The 26,605-nt window shown below is 53.5% G+C and carries 22 protein-coding genes and 2 pseudogenes; 16 read left to right on the top strand and 8 right to left on the bottom strand.

Annotated features, from left to right (window positions below):
• Positions 1-6 precede the first annotated feature (6 nt).
• Positions 7-1,113, top strand: a complete 1,107-nt coding sequence (locus M1B34_RS09990) for an ABC transporter permease (RefSeq protein WP_268265002.1) — start codon at positions 7-9, stop codon at positions 1,111-1,113.
• Positions 1,113-2,039: an ABC transporter permease gene (locus M1B34_RS09985; RefSeq protein WP_268265001.1), complete on the top strand. Its 927-nt coding sequence runs from the start codon at positions 1,113-1,115 to the stop codon at positions 2,037-2,039. Before M1B34_RS09990 ends, M1B34_RS09985 begins: the two co-directional genes overlap by 1 nt.
• 7 nt (positions 2,040-2,046) lie before the next feature.
• On the opposite strand, the gene M1B34_RS09980 is transcribed toward M1B34_RS09985, so the two are convergent.
• Complete coding sequence (locus M1B34_RS09980; protein ID WP_268265000.1) at positions 2,047-2,511, bottom strand: hypothetical protein; 465 nt, start codon at positions 2,509-2,511, stop codon at positions 2,047-2,049.
• Positions 2,512-2,593: 82 nt separating this feature from the next.
• Here M1B34_RS09980 and M1B34_RS09975 point away from each other — a divergent pair, with 82 nt between their 5' ends.
• The 3 genes from M1B34_RS09975 to M1B34_RS09965 all read left to right on the top strand — a co-directional run bounded on the left by M1B34_RS09975 (position 2,594) and on the right by M1B34_RS09965 (position 5,198).
• The gene (locus M1B34_RS09975; protein ID WP_268264999.1) at positions 2,594-2,944 is read left to right on the top strand and encodes a MerR family transcriptional regulator; all 351 of its coding nucleotides are present in this window, start codon (positions 2,594-2,596) and stop codon (positions 2,942-2,944) included.
• A gap of 25 nt (positions 2,945-2,969) precedes the next feature.
• Entirely contained in the window at positions 2,970-3,656 is a 687-nt protein-coding gene (locus M1B34_RS09970; protein ID WP_268264998.1) for an SDR family oxidoreductase, read from the top strand.
• Between the two features lie 183 nt (positions 3,657-3,839).
• On the top strand, positions 3,840-5,198 hold the full coding sequence (locus M1B34_RS09965; protein ID WP_268264997.1) for an 8-oxoguanine deaminase: 1,359 nt from the start codon (positions 3,840-3,842) through the stop codon (positions 5,196-5,198).
• Between the two features lie 60 nt (positions 5,199-5,258).
• Here the strand turns inward: M1B34_RS09965 and M1B34_RS09960 are convergent.
• A pseudogene (locus M1B34_RS09960) lies at positions 5,259-6,032 on the bottom strand (calcium:cation antiporter); the annotation flags it as partial.
• Between the two features lie 1,002 nt (positions 6,033-7,034).
• On the opposite strand from M1B34_RS09960, the gene M1B34_RS09955 reads away from it, so the two are divergent.
• The 5 genes and pseudogenes from M1B34_RS09955 to M1B34_RS34025 all read left to right on the top strand — a co-directional run bounded on the left by M1B34_RS09955 (position 7,035) and on the right by M1B34_RS34025 (position 13,940).
• Positions 7,035-9,143: a hypothetical protein gene (locus M1B34_RS09955; RefSeq protein WP_268264996.1), complete on the top strand. Its 2,109-nt coding sequence runs from the start codon at positions 7,035-7,037 to the stop codon at positions 9,141-9,143.
• Entirely contained in the window at positions 9,143-9,964 is an 822-nt protein-coding gene (locus M1B34_RS09950) for a hypothetical protein (RefSeq protein WP_268264995.1), read from the top strand. The genes M1B34_RS09955 and M1B34_RS09950 overlap by 1 nt, the downstream gene beginning before the upstream one ends.
• Complete coding sequence (locus M1B34_RS09945; protein WP_268264994.1) at positions 9,892-11,316, top strand: hypothetical protein; 1,425 nt, start codon at positions 9,892-9,894, stop codon at positions 11,314-11,316. The genes M1B34_RS09950 and M1B34_RS09945 overlap by 73 nt, the downstream gene beginning before the upstream one ends.
• 520 nt (positions 11,317-11,836) lie before the next feature.
• Positions 11,837-13,303 (top strand): tyrosine-type recombinase/integrase, encoded by a 1,467-nt coding sequence (locus M1B34_RS09940; protein WP_268264993.1) that lies wholly within the window; start codon positions 11,837-11,839, stop codon positions 13,301-13,303.
• A gap of 86 nt (positions 13,304-13,389) precedes the next feature.
• Positions 13,390-13,940, top strand: a pseudogene (locus tag M1B34_RS34025) (hypothetical protein).
• 14 nt (positions 13,941-13,954) lie between these two features.
• On the opposite strand, the gene M1B34_RS09930 reads toward M1B34_RS34025, so the two are convergent.
• The 3 genes from M1B34_RS09930 to M1B34_RS09920 all read right to left on the bottom strand — a co-directional run bounded on the left by M1B34_RS09930 (position 13,955) and on the right by M1B34_RS09920 (position 17,224).
• Positions 13,955-14,164: a hypothetical protein gene (locus M1B34_RS09930; RefSeq protein ID WP_168426342.1), complete on the bottom strand. Its 210-nt coding sequence runs from the start codon at positions 14,162-14,164 to the stop codon at positions 13,955-13,957.
• 349 nt (positions 14,165-14,513) lie between these two features.
• Positions 14,514-15,815, bottom strand: coding sequence for a hypothetical protein (locus M1B34_RS09925; protein WP_268264991.1), 1,302 nt, complete (start codon positions 15,813-15,815; stop codon positions 14,514-14,516).
• On the bottom strand, positions 15,806-17,224 hold the full coding sequence (locus M1B34_RS09920; protein ID WP_268264990.1) for an ATP-binding protein: 1,419 nt from the start codon (positions 17,222-17,224) through the stop codon (positions 15,806-15,808). The genes M1B34_RS09925 and M1B34_RS09920 overlap by 10 nt, the downstream gene beginning before the upstream one ends.
• Positions 17,225-17,721: 497 nt before the next feature.
• Between M1B34_RS09920 and M1B34_RS09915 the strand changes: the two genes are divergently transcribed.
• A protein-coding gene (locus M1B34_RS09915) for an IS3 family transposase (protein WP_268264989.1) occupies positions 17,722-18,872 on the top strand; the annotation gives its coding sequence in 2 pieces (ribosomal slippage) (positions 17,722-17,956 and positions 17,956-18,872; 1,152 coding nt in all).
• 15 nt (positions 18,873-18,887) lie between these two features.
• Here M1B34_RS09915 and M1B34_RS09910 read toward each other — a convergent pair.
• Positions 18,888-20,030, bottom strand: a complete 1,143-nt coding sequence (locus M1B34_RS09910; protein WP_268264988.1) for a hypothetical protein — start codon at positions 20,028-20,030, stop codon at positions 18,888-18,890.
• Between the two features lie 632 nt (positions 20,031-20,662).
• On the opposite strand from M1B34_RS09910, the gene M1B34_RS09905 reads away from it, so the two are divergent.
• A complete protein-coding gene (locus M1B34_RS09905; RefSeq protein WP_268264987.1) occupies positions 20,663-21,511 on the top strand; it encodes a hypothetical protein in 849 nt (282 codons plus the stop codon).
• Between the two features lie 223 nt (positions 21,512-21,734).
• Positions 21,735-22,193, top strand: a complete 459-nt coding sequence (locus M1B34_RS09900) for a hypothetical protein (protein ID WP_268264986.1) — start codon at positions 21,735-21,737, stop codon at positions 22,191-22,193.
• Positions 22,194-22,274: 81 nt separating this feature from the next.
• Here the strand turns inward: M1B34_RS09900 and M1B34_RS09895 are convergent, their stop codons facing one another.
• A complete protein-coding gene (locus M1B34_RS09895; protein ID WP_268264985.1) occupies positions 22,275-22,424 on the bottom strand; it encodes a hypothetical protein in 150 nt (49 codons plus the stop codon).
• Positions 22,425-22,650: 226 nt separating this feature from the next.
• Between M1B34_RS09895 and M1B34_RS09890 the strand changes: the two genes are divergently transcribed.
• From M1B34_RS09890 to M1B34_RS09880, 3 genes are all read left to right on the top strand, one after another.
• A complete protein-coding gene (locus M1B34_RS09890) occupies positions 22,651-22,905 on the top strand; it encodes a hypothetical protein (protein WP_268264984.1) in 255 nt (84 codons plus the stop codon).
• A gap of 162 nt (positions 22,906-23,067) precedes the next feature.
• Entirely contained in the window at positions 23,068-24,093 is a 1,026-nt protein-coding gene (locus M1B34_RS09885; RefSeq protein WP_341870543.1) for a reverse transcriptase family protein, read from the top strand.
• A 275-nt stretch (positions 24,094-24,368) separates the two neighbouring features.
• A complete protein-coding gene (locus tag M1B34_RS09880) occupies positions 24,369-25,187 on the top strand; it encodes a hypothetical protein (RefSeq protein WP_268264983.1) in 819 nt (272 codons plus the stop codon).
• A 174-nt stretch (positions 25,188-25,361) separates the two neighbouring features.
• Here M1B34_RS09880 and M1B34_RS09875 read toward each other — a convergent pair whose 3' ends face one another.
• The gene (locus tag M1B34_RS09875; protein ID WP_268264982.1) at positions 25,362-26,279 is read right to left on the bottom strand and encodes a DUF808 domain-containing protein; all 918 of its coding nucleotides are present in this window, start codon (positions 26,277-26,279) and stop codon (positions 25,362-25,364) included.
• Between the last annotated feature and the right edge of the window lie 326 nt (positions 26,280-26,605).

Genomic DNA, 26,605 nt, shown 5'->3' with positions numbered 1-26,605 from the left:
CTGCACATGCTGCTTTCTCTCGAACCCCGCGGCCAGCAATCGCGCCTGATGCTTTGGTGCTCGCCGCTGCTGGCTGCCGTCCTGACCCTGGGCTGCGGCTCACTGCTGTTTATCGCCCTGGGTCACGACCCGCTGCTGACCTTGCACACCCTGCTGATCGCTCCGATCAGCGACCTGTACGGTGTCTCGGAATTACTGGTCAAGGCCCTGCCGATCCTGCTCTGCGCACTGGGGCTGGCCGTGGCCTACCAGGCGCGGATCTGGAACATCGGCGCCGAAGGCCAACTGTTGCTCGGCGCCCTGGCCGGCAGTGCCCTGGCGGTGAACATCATCGACCTGCAAAGCCGCTGGGCCCTGGTGTTGATCCTGCTGGTCGGCACCCTGGCCGGTGCCGCCTGGGCCGGCCTCACCGCCTGGCTGCGCACGCGCTTCAATGCCAATGAAATCCTCACCAGCATCATGCTCAACTACATCGCCCTGAACCTCTTGCTGTACTTCGTCCACGGGCCACTGAAGGACCCCGAAGGCTTCAACTTCCCGCAATCGGCCATGTTCGGCGACGCCAGCCGACTGCCCCTGTTGATGGAAGACGGCCGGGTTCATGCCGGGGTGTATTTCGCCCTGCTGGCCCTGGTGGCGGTGTGGGTGCTGCTGCAGAAAAGCTTCGTCGGTTTTCAGATCAAAGTGCTCGGACTGGACAAGCGCGCCGCCGGTTTTGTCGGTTTTCGCGAAAAGCGCCTGATCTGGCTGGCCCTGCTGATCAGCGGTGGCCTGGCCGGATTGGCCGGGGTCTGCGAGGTGGCCGGGCCCATTGGCCAACTGGTGCCGCAGGTCTCGCCGGGCTACGGCTACGCGGCGATCACCGTGGCCTTTCTCGGCCGCCTGAACCCCATCGGTATCGTGGTTTCCAGCCTGCTGATGGCCCTGCTGTACATCGGTGGCGAGAGCGCGCAAATGAGCCTCAACCTGCCCCAGGCCATCACCCAATTGTTCCAGGGCATGATGCTGTTCTTCCTCTTGGCCAGCGATGTGCTGATTCTTTATCGGCCGCGCCTGAACCTGCGCTGGGCCCGCCGCGCCTCGTCCCCCTCCGTACACGCGGGAGCCCTGTGATGGATATCGATCTGCTGAGCAATATTTTCTACGCCATGGTCCGCTGCGGCACCCCCTTGCTGTTGGTGGCCCTGGGCGAACTGATCTGCGAGAAAAGCGGCGTTCTCAACCTGGGCCAGGAAGGCATGATGCTGTTTGGCGCGGTCATCGGTTTTATCGTCGCCCTCAACAGCGGCAACCTGTGGCTGGGGGTGCTGCTGGCCATGTGCGCGGGCATGCTGCTGTCGGCGCTGTTCGCTGTGGTGGCCCTGGTGTTCAACGCCAATCAAGTGGCCACGGGCCTGGCCCTGACCATCTTCGGCGTGGGCCTGTCGAGCTTTGTCGGCGCGGCCTGGGTCGGTAAGCCCCTGGCCGGCTTCGAGCCAGTGGCCATCCCCCTGCTCAGCGACATCCCGCTGATCGGACGCATGCTGTTTGCCCAGGACTTGCTGGTCTACCTGTCCTTTGCCCTCTTCGCCCTGGTGGCCTGGGTGATCCTGAAAAGCCGCCTGGGGCTGATCGTCCAGGCGGTCGGCGAAAACCCCGATGCCGCCAGCGCCATGGGTTTGCCGGTGCTGCGGGTACGCACCCTGGCGGTGCTGTTCGGCGGCGCCATGGCCGGCCTGGCCGGGGCCTACCTGTCCCTGGCCTACACGCCGATGTGGGCCGAGAACATGAGCGCCGGCCGGGGCTGGATCGCCCTGGCGCTGGTGGTGTTCGCCAGTTGGCGGGTCTGGCGCTTGCTGCTCGGGGCATATCTGTTCGGGCTGGCGAGCATCCTGCACCTGGTGGCGCAAGGTCTGGGCCTGGCGATTCCCTCCAACCTGCTGGCGATGCTGCCGTACGTGGCGACCATTCTGGTGCTGGTGCTGTTGTCCCGCGATGCCTTGCGTACCCGCCTGTATGCGCCGGTGTCGCTGGGGCAGCCGTGGCAGGCGGGGCGCTGATAAAGCCTCAGCGCCGGCAAGCCGGCTCCTGCAGGAAGTGCGTGGGGGGCGGGTTGCTGGCGACGTGCTCAAGGGCACTCGCGCGAACCGGCAGCAGTTGCGCCACGCACCAGGCCAGTTCGAAGAACAGAATGACCCCGATCAGCGCCGTCGCCCCGTGGGCCAGGGCGTAGATCTGCCAGGTGGCAAACAGGATGCGGCCAGCGGCGTCGTAACGCCCAAATGCCAGCTGCGGGTCGCGAATCCGCAGCACCGACCACACGCAGACAATCGAGCCCATCAAGTTGGCCATCATCCTGTGCATGGGCTCGAAGGGCGGCAGTTCACCCGGCAGGTTCAAGGCCTGGGCCGTGCTTTGCATCAGCCCGTGCAGGGCGATGAAACTCCAGGGCGTGACAAAGGCGAGGGTCACCAGCAAGTCGTACCAGCCACTGGCCCGTACCAGCTTGCGATATTGATCAGCAGTCCACATAACTACAGCTCCATAGATTCAAGGAGCGTGCAGGCTAAAGCCTGGAGTATGCTCCAGGGTCAAGCACTCTTGAGATCCCCCCATGCGCATCGGAGAACTGGCCGAGGCCTGCGCCGTCAGTCGCGACACCCTGCGCTTCTATGAGCAGCGCGGGTTGATCGCCGCCCAGCGCAGTGCCAACGGTTACCGCGATTACCCCGCGGAAATGGTCCAACTGGTGCTCTACATCAAGACCGCCCAGCGTCTGGGCTTTAGCCTCGGCGAAATCGGCAGCAGCGTCGGCGCCCTGTGGCAGGCGCCCAATCCCGATAGCGCCGTCAGCCAATTGCTGCAAGACAAATTGAACCTGATCGAAACCCGCATTGCCGAATTGGACGAGTTGCGCCAGGAGCTGCGACAACGGCTCGGGCAAGCCTGCCCATTGAATCCATGATCCTCACTCATCAAGGAATCCTTCCATGTCTTCGCCAAAAACCGCACTGATCATCGGCGCCTCCCGGGGCCTGGGCCTCGGCCTGGTACAACGCCTGCTGGAAGACGGCTGGCAAGTCACCGCCACCGTGCGCAACCCACAGAAAGCCGAGGCCTTGCAGGCCCTGGGCAAGGTACAGATCGAACAACTGGACATGGACGACCAGCAAGCGGTGATCGCCCTCAACCAGAAACTCAAGGACCAGGTGTTCGACCTGCTGTTCGTCAATGCCGGGGTCAAGGGCCCGGACAACCAGCTCCCGGGCCACGCCACCCAGGCGGAGGTCGGCCAGTTGTTCTTCACCAACGCCGTGGCACCGATCAACCTGGCCCAGCGCTTTGCCGGGCAGATCCGCCAGGGCAGCGGCGTGCTGGCGTTCATGAGTTCGGTGCTGGGCAGCGTGACCATGCCCGATGCCCCGGAACTGGCGCTGTACAAGGCCAGCAAGGCGGCGCTGAACTCCATGACCAACAGCTTTATCAGCCAGTTGGGCGAGCAGAAACTCACCGTGCTGTCCCTGCACCCGGGCTGGGTGAAAACCGACATGGGCGGCGAAGGCGCTGACATCGACGTGGAAACCAGCACCCGCGGCTTGATCGCCCAAGTCAACGCCTACACCGGCAAGGGCGGCCATCACTTCGTCAACTACAAGGGCGAGACCATTCCTTGGTAAGTGGCACCTGAACGCACGTCATCGCGAGCAAGCGCCTCTACAGACGTGGCGCTTGCCCGCGATAGACCGCAACGCGGTCTCGCCGTAAACTGCTCCCCGCGTCGATCCTGACGCCCCTGGATCAGCAGACAGGGCAACACTGAGCTGGCTAACCTGAACCCACTTTCAGAGGAGCCGGCCACCATGCCTGCGACCCGTACCTGGTTAAAAAATCCCCTGGCCATTTTCACTGCCAACGGCCTCGATGCCCGTGGCGGCCTGGTGCTGCAAAACGGTTTGATTGTCGAAGTGCTCGCGGCCGGGCAACAACCCGGCACACCCTGCGAGCGCACGTTCGATGCCCGCGAACATGTGATCCTGCCGGGCCTGATCAACACCCATCATCACTTCTACCAAACCCTGACCCGAGCCTGGGCACCGGTGGTCAACCAGCCACTGTTCCCTTGGCTGAAAACCCTGTACCCGGTGTGGGCCCGGCTGACCCCGGAAAAACTCGCCCTGGCGAGCAAGGTAGCCCTGGCCGAACTGCTGCTGTCGGGCTGCACCACCGCCGCCGATCACCACTATTTGTTTCCCGAAGGCCTGGAAAACGCCATCGACGTGCAGGTGGACAGCGTGCGCGAACTGGGCATGCGCGCCATGCTCACCCGCGGCTCCATGAGCCTGGGGGAAGCCGACGGCGGGCTGCCGCCGCAGCAGACGGTGCAACAAGGCACGGTGATTCTCGAAGACAGCCAGCGCCTGATCCAGGCCTACCACGAGCGTGGCGACGGCGCGCAGATCCAGATCGCCCTGGCGCCCTGCTCGCCGTTTTCCGTGACCCCGGAAATCATGCGCGCCAGCGCTGAAATGGCCGAACAACTGGATGTGCGCCTGCACACCCACCTGGCCGAAACCCTCGACGAAGAAGATTTCTGCCTGCAGCGCTTCGGCCTGCGCACCGTGGATTACCTGGACAGCGTCGGCTGGCTCGGCCCGCGCACCTGGCTGGCCCACGGCATTCACTTCAACCCCGACGAAATCGCCCGCCTCGGTGCCGCAGGCACCGGCATCTGCCATTGCCCAAGCTCCAACATGCGCCTGGCCTCGGGCATCTGCCCGACCCTGGAACTGAGCGCCGCCGGTGCGCCGATCGGGCTGGGGGTGGATGGTTCGGCGTCCAACGACGCCTCGAACATGATCCTCGAAACCCGCCAGGCCCTGTACCTGCAACGCCTGCGCTATGGCGCCGAAAAGATCACCCCGGAATTAGTGCTGGGCTGGGCAACTCGCGGCTCGGCGCAGTTGTTGGGGCGTACGGATATCGGCGAATTGGCCGTGGGCAAACAGGCCGACCTGGCCCTGTTCAAACTGGATGAGCTGCGCTTCTCCGGCAGTCACGATCCGTTGTCGGCCTTGCTGTTGTGCGGCGCCGATCGGGCGGACCGGGTGATGGTCGGCGGCCAGTGGCGAGTGATCGACGGGCAGGTGGATGGGTTGGATGTGAGGGGCTTGATTGCCGATCACCGGCAGGCTGCGCGGGAATTGATCGGCGGCGCCTGATCGGGCGCTTTCGCCGGCAAGCCGGCTCCTACGGGGGCGGGCTGGCCGGCGAAACCATGCTTACAACCCCAACAACGACAACATGATGAAGGTGGCGAACAGCACGAAGTGGGTCATGCCCTCGATGGCATTGGTCTCACCGTCATTGAGGTTGATCGCGCTGACCACCAGGGTGATCAACACCATCACCGTCTGCACCGGCGTCATGGCCATCTGGAAGGGCTGGCCGGTGTACAGCGCCATCGCTTCCATCACCGGCACGGTGAGGATCACCGTGGACAACGAGGCCCCCAAGGCCACGTTGACCACCGACTGCATCCGGTTGGCCAGGGCCGCACGCAAGGCGGTAAGAATCTCCGGCGCGGCGGAAATTGCCGCCACCAGGATCGCCGTGATCACCGGCGGCGCACCAGTGCCTTCCAGACCCAGGTCCAGGGTCTTGGACATCACTTCGGCCAGGGCGCCAATCACCACCACGCCAAACACCAGGATGCCGATGCTCAGCCCCAGGTTGACCGCCTGGGCCTGTTGTTCCAGGGGCTCCTGCTTGCGGCGTTTTTCCGGGTAGCTGTAGCTGAAGAAGTAGCTGTGGGGCCCGACCTGCATGCGCAGGAACAAGGTGTAGAGCACCACCATGGCGCCAATGGTGAACGCCGAATACGCCTTCCAGTCCGCCTCGGGAATGAACTCCGGCACCACCATTGACACGCCCATGGCGGTGAGGATCATCACGCTGTAGGTGCGCGCCGAGTCGTCGTTGTAGGACTGCTCACCGTGCTTGATGCCGCCCATCAGCGCCGCCAGGCCGAGGATGCCGTTGATGTCGAGCATTAGGTTTTTCTAGACACATGAATTCATCTAGAAGGTATAACCCTATACGAATCAACAACTTAGACAACGATTTTGACACCTAAAACTTGACACCCATTTCCATGTGCTTCGGATACCGAAGACGGAAAAAACGCTGAATTCATCGACACTCCACCACCTCCCATAGGCTGAGAACGGAAGAGAGATCTCACAATGATCGATATGAGGTCATCGTGGCCAGGTTGCCCATCACCTCGGATTGACGGGTGGGAAGCCCTAGCGCACCGTCCATCGCCTTTGCACCCCCCAAATCACCAATCTCAAGGGTGGACAGCAGGCGCGTATCGCAGTGTTGTCTGCGGCGAGGCGCGGGATGTCCAGTCACACCTGAAAAAAATCACGGTTGCGCTGGACGTGATTCAAGCCGATTCGGAGCCTAACATTAGACTCGATACCACGAGCTAGGGGCCGAACACCAACCGGACTAAATATATGCGGAGGTAGTGCTTGTATTCCGTAGAACACGGCGACGAGATAAATCGATAATTGGTTCAAACGCTAAGTCAATATTGCTTTAATTAATGCCCCGCCAGCAATCCCGGCAAAGAGCTATTAGAGACCACCTGGTTGAGGATGACCAAGCAATCGCTCAGTGAAATACTCCCTAGGAACTAAGTACACTGGGAAGCAGCAACCGCCTTCCTTGCACTCACCCACGCTTAGGTATGCCGATAACGACGAACCCTCTCGTCCAGCCTAATCCTTCCCCCCCGGCGTATTCGCTGATCAGCGTCCAGTCCGGCAATTCCTTATCAGCGAAACACAGACCAACAGATATACCAAACAACATATCAATTGTCGGCCAACCTTTCACTGCGACGTGAGGCTAATGCAAAATCCCGTCCCGAAATACATGTAAGAGTATGCTTTTAATACACTATTTAAAACTTTAGAAGCACGCACGAAAGTTCTTGACCAGAGCAACCAGATCACTACGCTATGCCGCTTTCAACGTAGGATCTCATTATGCTTACCTACCAAGTGCAGGATGATCGCATCACATTCAAGTGGGATGATGATGAATGTATTCGCGACTACAGGATTTCTACTATCCACACTCCATCGTGGGTCGACAAAGAAGTGCTCTATAAAGTAGCCGAAGCGGTTAGGGTATTATGCATCACTGGAGAGACTACTAGCTATTCAGGACGCTTCCGGGCAAGTAGATATATCTTCAACCACGTTACCAAGCTCCGGTTAAAGTTCCCACCTGCGGAAGATGACTGGAGCAACTTCATACTTACACACTACTCCCATCACCTCTACAACAAAGATCATAAGCCCAAAACCCGATATGACCATTGGAGCGCGGTGGCGTTTGTTTACAAAAAACTGAGGCGGGATGGATTCATACCGGAAGACACATTCATCCCAGATGCAAAAGCGAATTCGGTCAGTCAACCGGAGAATATGTCTCAACCGGCTGGTTACGGGACTGTGCACACGCCTATTCCCAAAGGGCCACGATTTCTGCTTCCCAAAAAATACCTTGTGGAAGAAGGCTTGAGTTTTGAAGATGACGTGTACCTACTTAATCTTAAGAACACTCTCGAGACAAGGGCCGATGCCATTGTCGAATGCTCGGTAGACTACTGGAATCGAATGCTAAGATGCCACGCCCGAGGTGATGAGCTATGTAAGAACATCTCGAACGACGAAATCGAGGCGGTGCTTGAGAGCGGACAATTCAGCAAAAATGGGATTCATCTTGCGCATCCAGATTCGCCTACAGGTATTAACTGGTTTCTAGCCGTCGCTCGATATTACGCCGAACAGACTGACGAGCTTAAATCGATGACATTCGACGACCTGCAAGAACTACCTTTCTTCAGGCCCGTCATCTACAACTCCCATAGCAAGCCAAAACTTAGGGCACGAGTATGGGAGGCTGCCGGCGACGACTGTATCGATAACAATACAGTTAACGAAACTTTCAACCGACTACTCGGCTACTTGTCACCCAGAGACTGCGCAGTTGCAAGTGCGATCATTGCATCAGAAAACCCTTCGTTCAATCCATCATCACTGACCAACATAAGGTTATACCGACGAGACGGAAAATTCTATCTACGCGGCAATAGTGACACCAAGCGAATAACAGTCAGCGTTAGCAAACCTCGCGCGCAGTCACGCAAGGTCTCTGTACTTCCCCCATTGAGCACTCGGATCGTTATGGATGTGATTCGGTGTACAAATATGCCAAGACGACGCCTTTTATCGGAGGGTAAGAGCGGGTGGAGGAAGCTGTTCCTTGTCTCGAGCAGAAACCAAATTGGCTCCAGTCCTAACTTTGCAAAAACCTTGACTACAAATGCTGGACTCTCTCTGCATGATTTATATAAAGATGAACTAGACAAAGTAGGCGTAACTCCAAGCATGGTCAATCTCTACACGATCCGATGCACTCAAGGGATTTTGGAGTTTTTGCGTACTGGTAGTCTCCAGGCCGTAGCGGACATGCTGGGTAACTCTTTGCAGGTGGTCAGAGATAAATATATTCCGGCCTGGATGGTTCATCGATGGGCGACGAGGTTTTTCAGGGTGCTACATCAAAAGGTCATCTTAGTAGCAACAGAGGGCGAGCCTTGGCAGTTAGCTGCATCTGACTTTAGCACTCGAGAAGAGCTACAGGCTTTTGTCCGACGGATACTATTAGGCCTTAAGAAGGGAGATCCCTTAAGCGAAGCCTTACGCTCGAAGCTTGGTCATTACTCGCCTGACCCCAGCTCTCTAATTGAAATGTTTGTAGAGCGCGAGCTGCTGTTTGATCGGAGTGCGGGTAGCCTTGCCGCGATCTACGCATACGCAGATGCCGTCGATAAGCTTGCACTAGAAGAACGCTCGGTGATCGATGAGCGAACCAGCGTGCCCCTATGGATCTTCCCGGTGCTCAGGGATTTAGTAGCGAAAACAGTTTCCCTCGATTTCGATAGCGCATCTAACGCTGAGATGGCTATCGCGGACAGGGTCTCGGGCGATTCCATGAGTGAACTCCGGAAATCGCATGCTCGTGCGACCATCCTGAAACACGACCTTCGTCCGCTAGTCTCGCTTTCTGTTTGGAAGGCCGTCTAATGGAAGACTTTTCATTCGACGAGCGTCGTATCAAAGCGATGATCGAACAAGCGGAACGGCAAAGCAAAATCTATAAAAGAAGCCACAGCTATCAAGCAGATTGGCTGGTAAGGGGCGGGATCGGAAGTCAGGAATGGTTGGTCAGTTTTCCAGGTGGGTCAAAGCTTCAGTGCATGAGCTTTGATCGCTTGATGGCGGACGGCACCAACCTCACCGACGACTCTAATAAACTGCTGCTAGAAACGGTGCAGAAATGGTTATTTCACTGTCGCATGGGCACCATTACAGGTAAACCAGTCGCGGAAGGTCGATGGATTACATACTTTAGCTTCGCTATGAATTTGGCAGCACGCGCCAATCTTTATAAAGACACTTATGAAACCTGTACGCATGGCTTCCGGCTCTTCGATGAGGACGCGTGCAAAGCTATCGCCGAAACTTTCAGTCAGGGTGGATGGACTGCTGCTTTGTTGTTGAAGGAGCGTTTCATTTCACACCTGCTTGATATCTTACCTGTCTCCTTCTCATTAGAGGATCTCATATCAGCCCCTGACGCCCTACCAGTTGAGCTCACAAGAGAAGCGATTTCCTACTTCACTCGAAACGATCTCTATGTCTCCAGCGCCCAAAGCAGCACCTATGATAAAGGATTGCTTTCAAGAGACTATATTGGCTCCATTCTCGTCGACCTTCAACGTCTCTGCATAATGCAAATTTCCGCCTGTTCATTAGGCAGTTTGAGCCAACCTTGGCCCATGACGACTTACTACAAAGAGGTGTGCGCACAAATCTTCACAGCACTCAAAACACTAAGACATTAGATGAAGCAGCTGACGGGGCAATGGGCATCAGCTCTTTCCTGGATACTATGTCATGCCTAAAATTGTTTTTCCAAGGCCATGATATCCTGCCCGAAGACATCCCCGACATTAAACTGAACATCGATCAACTTGCTCTTAATTACAAGCCACATTTGAAGCCAGGTGGCCACACCAAATTGTTACCTCTTGATATTGGCTTCAAATGCCTGAACCAAGCCTGCAAGTGGATAACCGTCTACGGGAATGCCATCGTTGAATCTCTGATTTTTTATATCGAGCAATTCGTCTCTATTGACGAAGATAATTCATTGTCGAAACAGTCCGTAAAAAAGAACGAGCTCTTCCAGAAAACGAAACACCTTTGGATGACGACAGGTATGGAAAACCTACCTGCGCAGCCGCTATTCCAAGCGCTCGCCATAAGCAGGCTCCAAACCAAAGAGAAGAAAAATTTCCCTGTAGACAAAACCAACTACAAAATGGTGATGGAATCTTTTTATGGCGCTTGCGCCATAATTATCGGCATCATAAAACCTATTCGGAACATTGAGCTTAGCACCCTAGAGCGCAACTGCCTTTCTACCGACCGGGGCAACAATGGCGCCTTTATGGGCCACATGGTCGGCAAAACTGGGGAGTTGGGTGCAAACGACTTCATTGAACGCCCTATCCCCTACGTTGCGGCTCATGCCATCCAGCTACTCCAAGTGCTCGGCGAAAAGCTGGCAGGTATCTATGGGGATGAATCGGAGTACGCACGGAGGCTGTTCTATATTCCTGGCAGGGGATTCAAATGCCCTCGTGGCGGAATTCCCGAATGGAAAGTAAACTTGTGCATTAATACTTTCTGTGATGCTGTCCACCTGCCCGTCGATAAATTGGGTCGGCGATGGTATGTGCGCATTCACGAGATGAGAAAATTCTTCCTCCTGCTCGTACACAGGCACGTAGGAGATTCAGGGAAGGAATTGCTGAGGTATATGGCAGGTCACTCCAATAGGAAGCATATTGACGATTACACAGATTATGAGCCATCAGATTCGGAAGCCGTCCGATATGAGTCCGAATGCATCGACGACAAGCTCATTGCTCTTGAAAACGGCTTACTGTCCAAAGATACAAACCAAGGGCTTCTAGCACTTTACACAGAAGCCTTGAAGCACTTTAAAGCCACTAGCATCGCCTCGATTAGCAACAAGGAATTACTGAAATACCTAGACAAAATGGCGCAACAACCTGAGTTCGATATGACCACATATAAAATCAGGCTTGAAACTTACGATGAAGAAATCTACACCATCGATTTCGCTATTTGTCTAGGAGGCCAAAAAGATGAGAGATACAACAAATAAAAATCTCCACTCTCGTCACACTTGGCTTTCACAGGTGCTATCTAAAGAAATTACACCGTCGAAAGCCCAGCTTCGAGCTCTATCCTCGATGCGAGGCTTCTGCAAACTGGAGGTCGCTGGCTGCTTCACATCGATTTCGCTCAACTCCCTGAAGCAAGCGGCTAAGGTTGCACAGTTTGGCAGCTCTGGGTCAAGCCTGTGGGACAGGATGCTACAGATGAGAATTATGGCATTCGCCCTGTTGACTCCCAAGGTTAACCCGGCGCCGCGCCTAACCTTCCTTCAGACAAGGATCAGGCACGCATCGCGCTGCTGGAGGCTCACATCGCCTCGATGGCGTACTTTGACATCCTGACTTTCCTAGAGCGTGTTGACCCTCAAAGCACCCGTAGCGCTGATGAAATCCGTGCAGCCATCGCACTTAAAGTCAAAACGTCCAAGGCCAAATATCACTCTTTCCTGATAAGCGACCAGATATTTTCTTCAGAGAAAATGAAGGTTATCGACGGCGGCAAAAAGGATGGGTAAGCAACTCTACACGGAATATGAGTCCGTAAGCGTACCAGACAAAGCTATGCCGGTTCGGAAGACTGGGGCGTTCATTGGAAAGCCACGCATTATCGAAAATTTCGTACTTATTCGTTGGCCCAACGGGAGGCCATGTAACCTTGCCAATCTATGGATGGATGAGATCTGCGCGTCCACCGGCGCCAGGGATTCTGCGCGGGTAGACGCGGCGCTCATCACGCACTTCGTTCGCTTCTGCTCTGTCAAGAACATTCAATTCAGTAATTTCAACGAAACTAATTTTCAGGATTTTACTAAACAGCTAGTTGAAGAAACCAAATCCACCCTTCGTGGTATCGAACCAGCAAGGAACAACAACCGCACCCGGCTAATTCAGCATACCATGCTTAACTTTCTGCACTGGCTAACCGAAAATTACCCAAATCTATCTAAAACACCATTGATAGGCTTAAAGAATAGCGGTGCAAACATCACGATATCTTACGAAACAAATCCCAAAACCAAGCGATGCTACATGGTTCATCCACTGCTCGTAGCTCCCGTGCCTTACAACGATGACAAGGTGGCAATAGACGAACATATCATCCAAAAAATCCAGGATGAGATTTTCCGGAAGCGAGATTGGGAGGATCTGCCTGCTAGCTCCAGACTTAAATCAATCAGTGACCTCAAACTTTACGATGCTACCAGTGCGTATCTATACGAACGGCGGATGTTCACGTTAAGAATGATGAAGCTCACAGGACTACGTCCTGAGGAGCTGTTTGACCTCGACCTTGAGCTCAATCAAAACATTTCGAACACACTAGAGATTGTGATCCCCACTAAAAAGCGCGGAACTCCGGCACCCTTACGCCGTTTTAAAATCAATGCTGCAGATGCAAGGCGGTTTGCAATTTACGTGCAAGCTAGGAAGGCTTATATTGACTTCCTAGCAGATCGTAATATTTTTTTCGACCAGCCCAACAATATATTCCTAGGTGAAAACGGTAGTCGACTGAAAAAAGAGTCAATCACTAAGGAGTTTGACCGACTGTGTTTAGGTGCTGGTTTGTCAGGTACCCGTGTTTGCCTCTCTATGTTTAGACATCGTTTTGTCACACGTCAAATAAACATCAGGCTGGAGGAAAGATTCGCCGCGACCCCCGGTCTAAAAAACGGGTGGACACCGGCGCTGCGAGACGATGTTTGCGCAGAGGTGGCCCAACTCACCGGCCACTCAGACCCTGCTTCTCTCCATCATTATTTTCACGCTGAATACAAGGCGCTCACCTCAAGTTCTACCTACAGTTCGATGCTTGAAGCCCAGGACGAACTGGACTCTGTTAAAGACACGCTCACTGCTCTGGAGCATAAATCCAAGCTGCAAAAAATTGATCTGTCGGTTGAGATCAGAAGCGTCAAAGCCCTGGTTGAAAAGCTGGAAATGCGACTAAGCAACCGCGAGAGTGCTGAGTAGTGCTGCTACACCACCCGAACGGCCTGAGTCATCACGGTGCCACGCGCTACCGGTGTGGGTTCACCGTTACCAAGGAGAATAGTCAGATGCGAATAGTCCGGGCGCTATGGGATCTCATCCGCCAAGACCGCCGTCCTCAGCGTGAGATTGAGCGCGAACGTGCGTTCATCCAAGCCGCGAACAGGCTCAAGACCCTTAGGGTATCGCCGGAAGGAGCCATGTTCATTGATCCCGAAGAGTTCCGGGAGCAGATTGTCTGCGCACGTGAGCAGTTGAAGCACCTCGTACCCAACCCCGGAGCACCCGGCGGCCGTCCCGACCATCTAAGAACCATAGGGCGGATCAGCGCGCGGATTTCGCTGCAGAGGCTTCTGTGAGGCCCATGGACTGTATTGAGGCGGTGGCCTGGCGTCGGCTTCCCAGTGGCGCTGCTGTGCGCTACGTGTGCCTCCAGTCCACGCATACCGGTAGATATGCCGTAGCTATAGCCAGCATGTTCTCGGGCTCGTCGGAGATACTCCCTACTTGGATCGACGGCAACGTCAACAGACAGGTCGCAAACGCGCTACAGGGCATTGATTTCCAGTGGTACGCGACTGTGAGTGACGCGATGAATGCTTGGGATGCAGAGCTCTGAACGCCGTGCACGCTTCACTGGCACCAAGGGCCCCAGGAAGGCGGGTTCTCGACGATATCGATTGAGATGCTGAGCTCGCGCTGCATGCGCTCGAATACCCTGTTCAGGGTCGGATGGGTATCGGACTCCTTCAGTGTTGTCACCAAGAGCAATAGCTCTCGACCTTGAGCCAAGGGCATCTGGACGTCGCAATACACTGTGTCGTCATCGTCTATCATTCCCATCGAAAAATCCTCGAAGGATGCTCTTCGCTTCTGGCTTATCCGGCCTGGTGTTGGGGCGTGCCCCTGCGGGGATGGTCTGTCGTGAACCGAGTCTTCGTCTCGGCCCTCCGGGCTTCCATGCCGCACGCCTGCGCGCTCCGCTTGCGTCACATTGCCCTCTCGCTCCACATACAGTTAACCTAGCCCCTAGCTTCGATATCGTATGCTAAGGGTTTCGGCAATAGTTTGACGCTTATGCATCGCCCCTCCTACTCAAACCTCTTTCCTCTCTCCCTCAAAAAGTTAATAATTTTAAGTTGGCTCATCCAACCGCCATAAAAAAGAACAAAAAAACTTGCCTATGTAGGCGTTAGCCATGAATTCCCTTGCGCATAATTCCGACTATATTGCCGATTTGGTTTAACAGTTCCTTCGCCTCATCTTTTTCGAGTCCGTGTAAGTAGTGCTGGAGTCGCTCGATCTCAGAAACTGCTCCTGCATAGTCCTTACAAAGCGCGAGTATCTCTGCATACTGCCCCCTGACCTGAACCATCCTTCCGATTAAGCCCATCTCAGAGACTACACGCAAAACTTGTTGCTCAAGAATTTCTCTAGCTCCCACATACTCACCTGCTTCGGCAAACTCTTCAGCTGCATCCTGCCCCAACCTCACGAACGAATCGTATGCATTAACCATATTGTAGAATTTCATGGCATGGATGCGAGAAAAGCCGGACTTGCGTCCCTGCGCATTCAAAATTTTCGCATACAAATCCAGCGAGTCCGCAAGATGCTTGATGTCCTCACTCACGTCATCTGACCGCTTGATCACTTTCCAAAGTACATCTGGATTTTTGCCGAGGACATCTTTTGGCTCAAGCCCCAAAATCTCATAATATCCATCCATAACTGCCTTGCACAAAAGCTCTGCTGCTTTGTAGCGCTTAAGCTTCCACAGTGCGAAAGCATGGTTATAGTCGAATATCCGCCTGTGGATCGAATCTGGAATTTTTGGGGCAGCGGACTCAACCTCTCTCCTCACATCTTTTTCATGACCGAGGTATGCTGCAAATAAAATTTTTTTCATAGCTAGCGATAAATGCTCGCGAAACTCAAAGCCGTGAGCATCTAGAATTTGCTCCATCGTTGATAGATGGCTTGAAGCTTCATCATAACGACTGTCTCTCATGAGAGAGAATACAAGTCCGTCAAGTGCCCAGAACGTTTGTCCTGGATCTAAACTTCCCGAGCTTACTGCACTAGCCAAACTAGACGCTACATCTACCAGGATCCCCATCTCATAGAATGTCTCCTCACCAGCGAGTTCGATGAGCGGCTCGACGTCATTAAGCTTAATGAAAACTTGAATCAGAAGTGCAATCCGCGAAGTGTCACGGTTTTTCTCCATTCCCTGGATCAGCAACTCCTTCAACGTCAGCAAGGCGGCAGTGACCGCAGGCTCACCCATGAGCTCCAGGTGACGTAGGCCTAGGGCACGGACGGCATCATGGACTTTGAGCGTTTTGGCGCCAAACACCTCAACTGTCCCCGTTGCCTGGATTTTCTTGATTACCGCAGCTGCGCCACCCGGCGACAGCTTGAGGGTGGTTTGCAGCAGGCGAACCACTTCTTCTTGCGTTAACCCGGTGTCGGCCAAACTGACTACAGCCAAGGCATTCTGTGTAACTGCGTCATAACCTTCGTAAACACGAGCCAGGATAATCTCCTGAGCGGTCTCAGCGACGTTTGCCTGCAGAGCAAGGTCAGCGCAGAGCGTTTCAATGTTCCCATCGTAATCAGCTTTGGCAATCGCAATGGCACTATCGACATATAGCGGAAGGCCCCCAGTATAGGCACGGAGCTGCTGGAGTGCCTGAGGACTGCCGTAGCGCCCGCGCCACTGGCTACCTGCGCAACAGTGTCAAGATCCCAGCCCTGCAAAATCTCACGACGCAAACCCATGACGGCTTCGAGCTCACGTACATTTTCATGAGGCTGGCAAAGGAGTATGAAGCGGATGTGCCGAGTGGCGTTAAGGAGGTCGCGGATGTTCGTTACCGGTACACGATGCGCATTGTCGACAACAACAATCAGAGGCGCCTCAGCCTGCTCCAGGAATCTGTCGAATGCCCGAATCGCTTCGTAACCGCTCGCCCCTGGTAACAGTATCTTCCGAATACCATCAGAGTCTCGCTTCATGTATTTGGAGGCGAGCTCCCGCACAATCGAGCTTGCCAGAGCGGGCCCTGGTAGGTCACCAACATCGTAATAAGCGCATGGCTCAGGACTGTGTAGAGCCGCATGAGCGGCCCATGTGGTCTTACCTGCACCGGACAACCCGCAGATTATGCGCACCCGCTCCGCTGAAGTGAGCTCAGGCTCATTCTTTTGCGGCCTGTATGAGAGAGGCGGTGTTGGGAAGTCCTGCAGTTGAACAACCAACTGTTCGAATAGGCCAGGTAGCTCTGAGGTGTGGAAAACATGCCGAGCGTTTCCGCCCCCCGCAGCACAAGCGAGCATCACCAGGCCCGCCATTTTCCAAGTCAAAGAAGAAGGCGACAGCAGCGAGAAATTCAGCTTTTCAGCCTCTGCCGTACACCACTGAGCAGCCTCCTCCAGAGATGTCCAGGCAGGAGGAAGGCAAGCTGGACGCAACGCGCTTGAACCAGCGGAAAGGTATATCAAGTCAACGGACGCCTTCTGCTCATCAACCTCAGACCGGAGGGTTTCCCCTAACACTTGGTTCGCGACGATGACGAATTGGGCTGCACCTGGCCGCCGCCCAGCCTTGTGCTCCTGCCTCAGGATCTCGAAGCGCTCCAGAGCGCCAGAAACGTCAACCGGCATAATGGGTTTCGAGCGCGTTTTTACCTGGACGTACACTTGGCCAGCTTCAGTGTTGAGCTCGACGTCCTCGTCCCGCTCGACCAACACTTCACGTACGCCGGAAGATTGCGCCAACAGTAGGCACCCCACGGCGTACAAGTGCTGATAAAGAAACCCCTTATGAACAGACTCAATGCGCTTGAGTTGTGCAGGGTCTAGTACGTCGTTGTGAGGGATCTGGTCATTCGGTTGCATGGCAATTCCATTCGGCATGAGGTAGAGAAGCTCTTCGCGAGAAGTGCTGGCTAGGCGACAGCTGGCGTGGCAGCCTTTGTGGGTGACCGATAGCGGCAGCTTTCTGATCTCAGAAAACTGGTCTGTCCCCCAAGATGCCGTAATCCCTAACACCGCTAAGTCTATAGACATCGGTGGCCTTTTTGACCCGATCAAGGGACGGAAGAGTCTGACTCAATATCAGGTAAACAGACCTTTGATATTTCAAGCTTGAAAAAAAGCGTGGCAGGCGTTCATCAAAACGGTCGCGTCGTGGAGGGCACGGTGGTGCTTGGTTGTTGGGAGGAGGCGGTAAATGTCACTGGCAGCCTCCCGGCCCACAAGCACCTCCAGAGGCTTCAACTGGAAGGTGGGCATCAGGTCTGCTGCTTCGTAGAGGACATCGAGCCAGAACCCTGAATCGCCCCGGGTTTCGTAGACACCTCTTTGCCTTAAACTGAGGCCTATTAGGAGGTGCCATGAGCAACCCGCGTTACCCCGAAGAATTCAAAATCCAAGCGGTCAATCAAGTGATCGAAAAGAAGCTGCCCGTCGCCGATGTGGCAGCACGTCTTGGCGTGTCGACGCATAGCCTCTATGCCTGGATAAAGCGCTACAGCAAACCTCTAGAAGAGCGACAGCAGGACGATGATCAGCACGCTGAACTGCGTCGTCTGCGAGCTGAACTCAAGCGGGTCACTGAAGAGCGAGACATCTTAAAAAAGGCCGCCGCGTACTTTGCCAAGGAGTGCGGCTGAAGTACGCCTTTATCAAGCTGCGCGCGGGGGACTATTCGATTCGACGGCTGTGCCTGACGCTGAAAGTCCACCCCAGTGGTTATTACGCGTGGTTGTCTGAGCCGCAATCTGCACGCGCTAAAGACGACCAACGACTGCTGGGTTTGATCAAGCATTCATGGCTAGAGAGCGGCGGAGTTTATGACTATCGCAAAATTCATGATGATCTGCGCGAGGTCGGTGAAGACTGTGGTCGGCACCGTGTGGCGAGGCTAATGCGTCTTGAGGGACTGCGCTCTCAGACAGGTTATCGACGTCGCGCAGGAAAGTATGGCGGTAAGCCAGCGGTCGCCTCACCCAATTTGCTGAAGCGCCAGTTCGATGTCGTGGAACCCAACAAGGTTTGGGTCACCGACATCACCTACATCCGTACGTATGAAGGCTGGTTGTATTTGGCGGTGGTGCTGGATCTGTTTTCTCGTCAGGTCGTTGGCTGGTCAATGAAATCGCAGATGGCCAGTGATCTAGCCATTGATGCGTTGTTGATGGCGGTTTGGAGGCGTAAACCGAAGCAAGAGGTGATGGTTCATTCCGACCAAGGCAGCCAGTACAGCAGCTCCGATTGGCGCAGCTTTTTGAAGGCAAACAATTTGGTTGCCAGCATGAGTCGCCGAGGCAACTGTCATGACAATGCCGTGGCCGAGAGCTTTTTCCAGCTTCTGAAACGGGAACGGATCAAGCGAAAAATCTACACCACGCGGGAAGATGCTCGGAGTGATGTGTTCGATTACATCGAGATGTTCTACAACGCGAAACGTCGTCATGGCTTCAACAATCAGCTGTCGCCGGTAGAGTTTGAAAAGCGTTACGCAATGAGCTTGCAAGGTGTCTAGAGAATCCGGGGCGATTCAGTCTTTTTTAAATTCTGCGAAGTTGAGAACTTTGCAAAGCTTACCAAATAGTGGCAGGCCCCTTTCAAACGTATCGCTATCTATTTCTCGGTCTAAAAGGTTTGAATAGAACCACTTGAATACATTGGGGTTATCTCTGAACTGGGATTCACAGGCTTCTGCATCAATCAACAAGTGCTGAGGTGTGGAGAGTGGCAACTTTATATGATGTGCCAGTTCAGCAATTAAATATTTCGCTTCGCCAAAAGGGGGGGCGTGCTCTAATATTTTATTGAGGAGCTGTACATTTCCTTCTGTGTGATGATCAAACTCAATCCTAGTCAAATAGGTATAAAGCTGTTCATCTATTGGCAGCCGAACGGGCTCTTGATCTTCGAAATGCAGTAAATCCTGGACACGGGTTGCCAAGTCTTTGATGATTTGCGTGAACCGTTGCAGGTTTCCTCCACTCTCCACCCCTGCTTCCTGAGAAAGCTTCAAGTCTGCGTTGTCCAGCAAGCCTCGCATGCTCCCATAGGTGTTGTTTATGGAGGCAAGTCGCTCGCGCGGTATCTCGAAACTAGCATGGGTTTTCAGGTCGGACAGTAGCAAAACCTCTTCCGTGGAACCGTCGATTCCATAGCAGTCACGTATCTCGTAGGACGGCTTTTTGCTTATCCGTGGAGGAGCTAGAAGAGTGAATATCTTGGTCTGCTCGGTCTGGAATCGGTACAGAGTCTTAAGCACCTTGAGTGTTTTGGTCTTGTCATCGGAAAAGAATTCGGCAAAGCTTCTGCCGAGAATGGGTGTGGCTAGTTTCTTTATATTCTTTAGTCTGTCGTGAGCTTCGACCTTGCTTTCTTTTTGGATTTCATCTTCAAGCGCTTTGTAAGTCAAGAGTTTCTCGGGGGGCTGCTTGAAGTTCCCCAGGTCAAAAGCCCCTGGGAACATTGCATCTCTTTCTCCGTCAGTTATCAGGTCATTAACAATGACATATAGCTGGCTTACGCCCTCGGGGCGGCCTCCCAACATTCGCCCACCCACCCGAAGCTTTCGATAATTGCGGTGGTGCACATAATCATATGAAGCAAATGAAGCGTTATCACCGAATTTAGTTTTAACTTCATCTTCAAACATGTGACGAAAAAGATCCTTATCCACATTTCACTCCATCTACAAATCACCAGAGTGGCATAATGCCATATCCGTAGGGTTTGGGGGCTGCGGCTGAGTCCATGAAGCAAGGCCTCGGTTCGCTGCATTGGTCGGCGAGAAACCTGCTGAAGTCAGGCTGCGGTTCTCAGTAGCCGTCCGTTACAGGAACGAGCCACTATGAACCTCGCTGACCGACTATCCATTCGCCGGACTGCCAGGAAGTGGTCACCCTTTGTCATTCTAGATGTGATGTGCGATTTCAGACTCGCAAAAGAAAAGGAGACTCTGAATGGCCGCGCAGCTGCGCGGACGAGCTCTTGAATTCACAGTTTCGGATCAGATCGTCTTTATGGACTGGGATGCGAATGCAAATCTCCGGTCATTAGGGTGTCGGCTGCCTACTGACACGTTTAGACGCGTGCGAGAGTATGGGGGCAGCGCCCTGTGACTAAGCTTTCACGTGGCGACCATTTCATTCAAGGGAAGGTCAGGGAGCAGAAAACCTGCCATGCTAATATTCAGGTTGTCGAGTCTTTGACTGGCGCGCGAAACTGGTATTTTTAACAGGCAAGTTCGATCCGCCGTTAAAGCGGATAGCTAAATAATGTGAGTTGTAAGATTTTATCAGGGAGGGGGGTATGGCCAAAGTTATTGATTACGAAAATCGGCTGACGCTGTTTATTGATTTTCTAGGTTTCAAGGATATCGTCGAGAAAACAGCGACAGACAATGAAGCACTCAATAAGCTGGTTGCAGCTCTAGAAGATGCAGCAAGCACAGCGAAAATAGGAAATAAGTCTGACTTCCACGTCTCCCAGTTCTCTGACTGCCTTGTGATTTCTTATAAGGTCAAGAATGAGGCTGCATTATTCGAAATAGTGAATAAGCTCAGCCTCATTGTAGTGAGGATAACTGGTCAGGGCTACCTGCTGCGTGGAGGGCTTACCTTCGGAAAGCTATACCACTCTGATAAAGCTGTACTAGGCCCAGCGATGAATCGTGCGTATTTTCTCGAATCAGAGGTCGCCAAGTGCCCACGGGTGATCCTCGATCCTGAGGTTTTCAACGAGCTTTTAGATAAATCATCTGCAGAGGTGGTGGAGACGATTAAGCAAGTTCTCGTGCAAGACGAGAACGATGGGATCTGGTATTTCGATTATATTTCCTCCGAGTCAGTAGCAGAAAAAGTTGCGGGAGAGTTTGATTTTTATCCTAAATATCTAGCTACTATCGCCGATCTTATAAAGCGTGGTTTGAAGCATCAGTCTCCCGGAGTATTGACTAAATATATCTGGCTGCATGAACGCTACCGGTTAGCCCGTGAGACGTTCTTGGATTTTCCTAGTGATCATTCTACTAGGACTAAGTTTCCTGGGTTTCTGGAGTCGATTGAGCAACTCCCAAGCTTGAACAAGGCTGTCACAAAGGCAAAGGAAACTGTTGTAAAAGCTGCGAAGGACAAAGAACCCTCGAAGAGTAAGAAGTAAAAGGCCTAGGCGGTGATTTCAGCATTCTGTGGCACCAGGCTCAGGCGGCACTAGCTTTCAGGTCGGCTGACAATCTTTGTGATCACGAACGAATTACCTTCCTGCAAGCGCTTCATGAGCCTCCGGAAGCGCCGCCTTGCCTGGGTTGCGCTGATCACCTGCATCTAATTTTCTCGATTCATCCGCCACGTTAGCGACGTCTCTCCCCGGTGTAGCCACTGACATGATGCGACCTGACGTGCACTGGCCCATTTCGCGTATAGCGAATATGTCCGTGCCTGGTGTGGCCATCCGTAGGGTTTCGCTGGGCAACAACGGCGAGCTCGTGATGCTCCTCGAACCCTGCCTGGCGCGCAAGCGATTCTTGGGCAGCAGAAAGCTCCACGTCGTGCTGGCGACCTTCCTGCTTGGCTTGCGATTTGAAAATGCTGAGAGGGGAAAAATCAGATACAGCAATATCTCCAAAACCATCAACGCTTTGGTTACCGATTGCCTGTTCACCGGGCAGCGTCTGGGACATGCCGATGTAAAACTTGGGGTGCATCTACGATGGGCTATTGCTTCGCGAAACAGGCGCCAGGCGAACCATCACCGCCTAGTGGGATCATCGGTCAACGAGCCCAAATCGACAAATCGAAAGATGCTCAATTTCCTAGGTGGCGTTAATACGAGCGACACTTAAATTTTGACGCTTTATATAGTCAAAAATACGACTTATACGAAAAACAACTCTTGCAACAAATAACAGTTGTCGCCGGTTTGTTTATTCTGATAAATACTGCGTCTGTTGGGTGCTACCACCCAAGTGCTCTTTAAATATGACTGAAATTTGGGCTTGCGGTTTTTGACCGGGAAACTGGTCGCCTTGGTGTTCGCCTTGGCTTTCTTCGCCGCGCAGGTTGGTGCTGCCCATCGCTCCTCAGTGCTTAGCGCCTAGGGCAATCCCAAAGGTGATCCAAGGGTTTGTCTCTGATCGTTTGATGCGTTGAGGCGAAATGTGATGCGGCGGTAATGCGGCGGACGGCTTATCAAGGGACTTGATAAGCAGAACTGTGGTTTGTAGTGGCATCTTCAGCGTTCCTTTCGGCCCGGAATGCTTGGCGGCGGGGCAATTTCGCCTGTCGTTGGGAACATCAGTCATGGTTAATTTAAAGAACCTAGCGCGCCGCAAGGCGCGTCAGTCTATGCACAACAGTGAAGATGCTCGTGTCATCGAGACAGCTCCATCTCAAGAACCTAAAGCGAGTCGGATTGCGTGGGTAAAGGCGAAGGCAGTAACCCTGCTCAAGTGGATCGCACGTATTCGTCTATGCATCTGGTTATGGGAAAAGGCTGTTGAGGGCTGGGATTTTGTCGAGACAGTGGTGATTCCATTTATTGAGAACCTCCCATGACACAACAAACCACATCATTCGAATTCAGAGGGGCTGGTTCTTCGGGGCCGGCCATCAACGGAAGCTTGGACATGGATGCTCCGTTCTATCCTCATAGCCCTATCCACAGCATCAGCGCCTTAGCACGTGCTCTCGGAGAGCCTGTCGAGAGGCTAATCGCACTTGCTCATCGTAGCTCTCGCCTTTATCGATATGTCCCGCAAACAAAAAAAAGACGGCATAACACCCAGGCATACCTATGATGCTCATGAGCCTCTGAAGACGATCCAGCGCAAGATCGTGGATCGGATCCTCAGCAAGGTTGCGTTCCCTGGATACCTGCACGGCGGTATCAGAGATCCCAAGCTACCCCGCAGCATTTACTCGAACGCTCGGGTTCATACCGGCGCCAAGACAGTCATCCTTCAGGACATCGCTGATTTCTTCCCGTCAATTACAACCGAGCACATTCATCGCTTGTTCGTGGGTCTCTTCCGTTTCTCCGCAGATGTAGCCACTCTGCTTGCGGATCTAGTTACTCGTGAGGGCCAGGTTCCACAAGGGGCGAGTACAAGTAGCTACTTGGCCAACCTAGTGTTTTGGGATATCGAGCCGGCGCTCGTCACTCGCTTTAAAGCTCAGGGACTGGCGTATTCGCGCTTCGCAGATGACATCACTGTTTCTTGCAAAACTCGTATTGATCAAGCTACTACCACCCAAGTTATTGCCTCTGTCACATGGATGCTCGGTCAGAAAGGCTGCCTGCAGAAGCGAAGCAAGCTGCATGTTCGTAAGCGCGGGCAAGCATTGATTACTGGCGATAAAGCCGACGCCGTCACCGTGACCGGATTAGTGGTGAGCGGGCCAATAACGGGGCTTCCCAAAAAACACCGACTGGCTATCCGCGCCGCCGTGAAACAGCTGGAGGATCGCGTCGAGGGTAATTCAGGTCATCTGTCCGCTGATGATGAAAAGGAGATGCGTCGAGTAATGGGACGCATAGGCAGGTTGATCGCTTGTGGGCATCCAGAGGGGCAGCGCTTGAAGGCTCGCGTTCGAGTATTACTGACGCGTGCGCCACTTTTGGAGCGATATGCCGGTGCCGAGTTTCAGGTTCAGATGGTTGCGGAGACCACCGCAGATCTGAGCGTAGCGGCTAGTAGTTTGCAAATTAACCTGCCGGTGGATCTGCCTTGGAAAGCTGGCTAACCGTTGGCTGGCGGTTTATTTGGCTGTGATATTCAGGAGCGGTTTGGCTAGAAAATGGGGCGATGTCGCTGACATGCAGACGGAGCTTCAAGCTCCGTAACCGCAACAATTTTCCACCCTGCGATACAGGAAGTTAAAACATTAAAATTCCAGTACGAAAGCTAAATCGGTTCTACGAGAATACGTCTCAGAGCAACGTAATTCAGTCTGTGAGAAGGCTTATATTCACCCATTGCTCTCAGCCTATTGAAGAGCTTGGCCGGTATCACGCCGATATGGTCTATAGCAAAGGCGGGACAGGTATACTGATCAAGTACCAGCAGAAATTTTTTCTCCTGACGGCTCAACACGTTCTAGATGAGAACTACGAGGCGGCACAAAACGAGTCGCCGTTCTTCACTCACCTCTTTGCTAAGAGAGGTTGGGAAGGAATAGAGGGTATGGGATTCCCAATGCGCGGCTGGCGTATCGGTGAGCTGATAACGGCAGATAGTCCCTGTATCGACATGCAAGACATCGTGCTGATCGAGCTTTCATCCTCGCTATTCCGTTTTCCCGATAAATTCATCGACCTAGATGGCACGAATGGCCGTATAGCCGTAGCTGTAAGCGATTTGTATGACGGCATGTTATTGGTAGCCTCTGGCTACCCAATAGATGAAAACCCGATTGAGTATCCGTATGGCGATGACTACAACTGCTCGACAGTGATCAATAAGCATATCTTTCACGGTGTTTGTGAGTTCGAAGGATCAGCCCCCCTCCTGCGTTTTTTTAGTCAGATCACACACTCAGAAATGAATGGAATGAGTGGCGGGATGGTTTCTAACCTAATGCCTAAATCCAACCAAGTTGCCTGGGTCGGTATGATTCAGAAGGCTGGTAATGGAATTCTCCATTTCTATCCCGCATGCTGGATTATCCCAGCCATCAAGAACTATATGCAGGCGAGCCATTACGTCATAGATCCTGCTGTCCATATGGCAAATCTCGAAATTGAATCTACTCCAGAAGCAATCCAAGGTAGAGCAGAGTATTTCAAGATGATCAAGGTCATAACGGATGACATGAGGGCTAGAGAAGCAGGACATTAGCATTAGCCAATGCTCCTCCCTCGGCCCATTGCCCTACTTTTCAGGCTTAAAACGCCAGTTCGGCTCACCTTATGCCAAACGCTGTTATGGGATCAACGGCGCTGAACCCAGCGATGCCTTGCGAAGTAAGGTTGTATGCGATTCCAGATTCAACATCGTCGATGAGAGCTAGCTTTAAGCCTTACTTCCAGTGCTGGATGTGATGCTTTTGACCACAAGTACGGCAACCATCCCTACGAGCGCGCCTACTAGGCAGTGAATACCTAGATTCGCGACGGTTTCCCAGGCCCCTACCCCTTCCACCAGCTCCTCAGCAAAATGCCGTATTGGCTCAATGCCTTCCGTGATGAATGCCCCGCCGACCAGAAACATCGCAACAGTCCCAATCCAGGACAATGCTTTCATAAGCTTTGGTGCAGCCGACAGCAACCATCCCCCAACAGTCCTCACCACAGCCCCCCATGTACCGGCAGCTTTAGACTTCTGGAGAATAATGCCGGCATCGTCCAAGCGGACGATCCCCGCAACCAATCCATAAACGCCCACTGTCATGACCACCGCGATCAGCGCTAACGTCAAAATCTGTTGGAGCATCGGGGCATCAGTCACGATATTTAGGGTGATGACGATGATCTCGGCGCTCAGAATGAAGTCCGTTCGAACAGCCCCTGCAATCTTCCGCTTTTCATAAGCTGCAAGCTCTTCAGGCGTCTTAGGCTTCGTTTTCTTTGGTTGCCCTGCGTCATTGTCTCGACCAGCCGTGAGCTTGTCCTTGATGGCCTCAAAGCCCTCATAACAGAGATATGCCCCTCCTATCATGAGCAGCCAATGAACCGCCGCAGGCAGCAGTGCGTTCAACACCAACGCACAAGGCACCAGGATTGCTTTGTTTCTCAACGACCCCTTGAATACAGCCCATACCACCGGTAGCTCTCGGTCTGCTTTCATGCCGGTAACCTGCTCAGCATTCACAGCAAGGTCGTCGCTCAGGACACTCGCCGATTTCTTTGCAGCGACTTTGCTCATAAGCGAAATGTCGTCTAGCAGTGTGGCGATGTCATCCAATAGTGCGAACAAGCTACTGCCGGCCATCTAAGGCTCCTTGCGTTGATTTATTCTGTTCCCCGACCAACCTCATGCATACCGACGCTAGTGCCCCGTATACGCTCCCTCCGTAGGCTCAGGATTACCCTGTCGTCAACGTGTTACGGAGAGCACCTTTCTAGACAATGGACGCACCATGCCGTTCATCCTCGAATATCCATAGATCTCGAGCAGAATCAAATACAGGCTCAGGAAAATTTCCGGGCTTTCGGGGTATGCCATAGATAGAGGTGTGTCAGGAAGGACGAGGCAAGAGCACTCCCAATCAAATACACATCTTAATCTTCCCCATCAAGAGCAAGAGCAAGAGCAAG

The sequence above is a fragment of the Pseudomonas morbosilactucae genome, assembly GCF_023241715.1.
GTDB lineage: Bacteria > Pseudomonadota > Gammaproteobacteria > Pseudomonadales > Pseudomonadaceae > Aquipseudomonas > Aquipseudomonas morbosilactucae.
The sequence above is the reverse complement of the archived record's forward strand: the minus strand, read 5'-3'. Positions and strand labels throughout refer to the sequence as shown.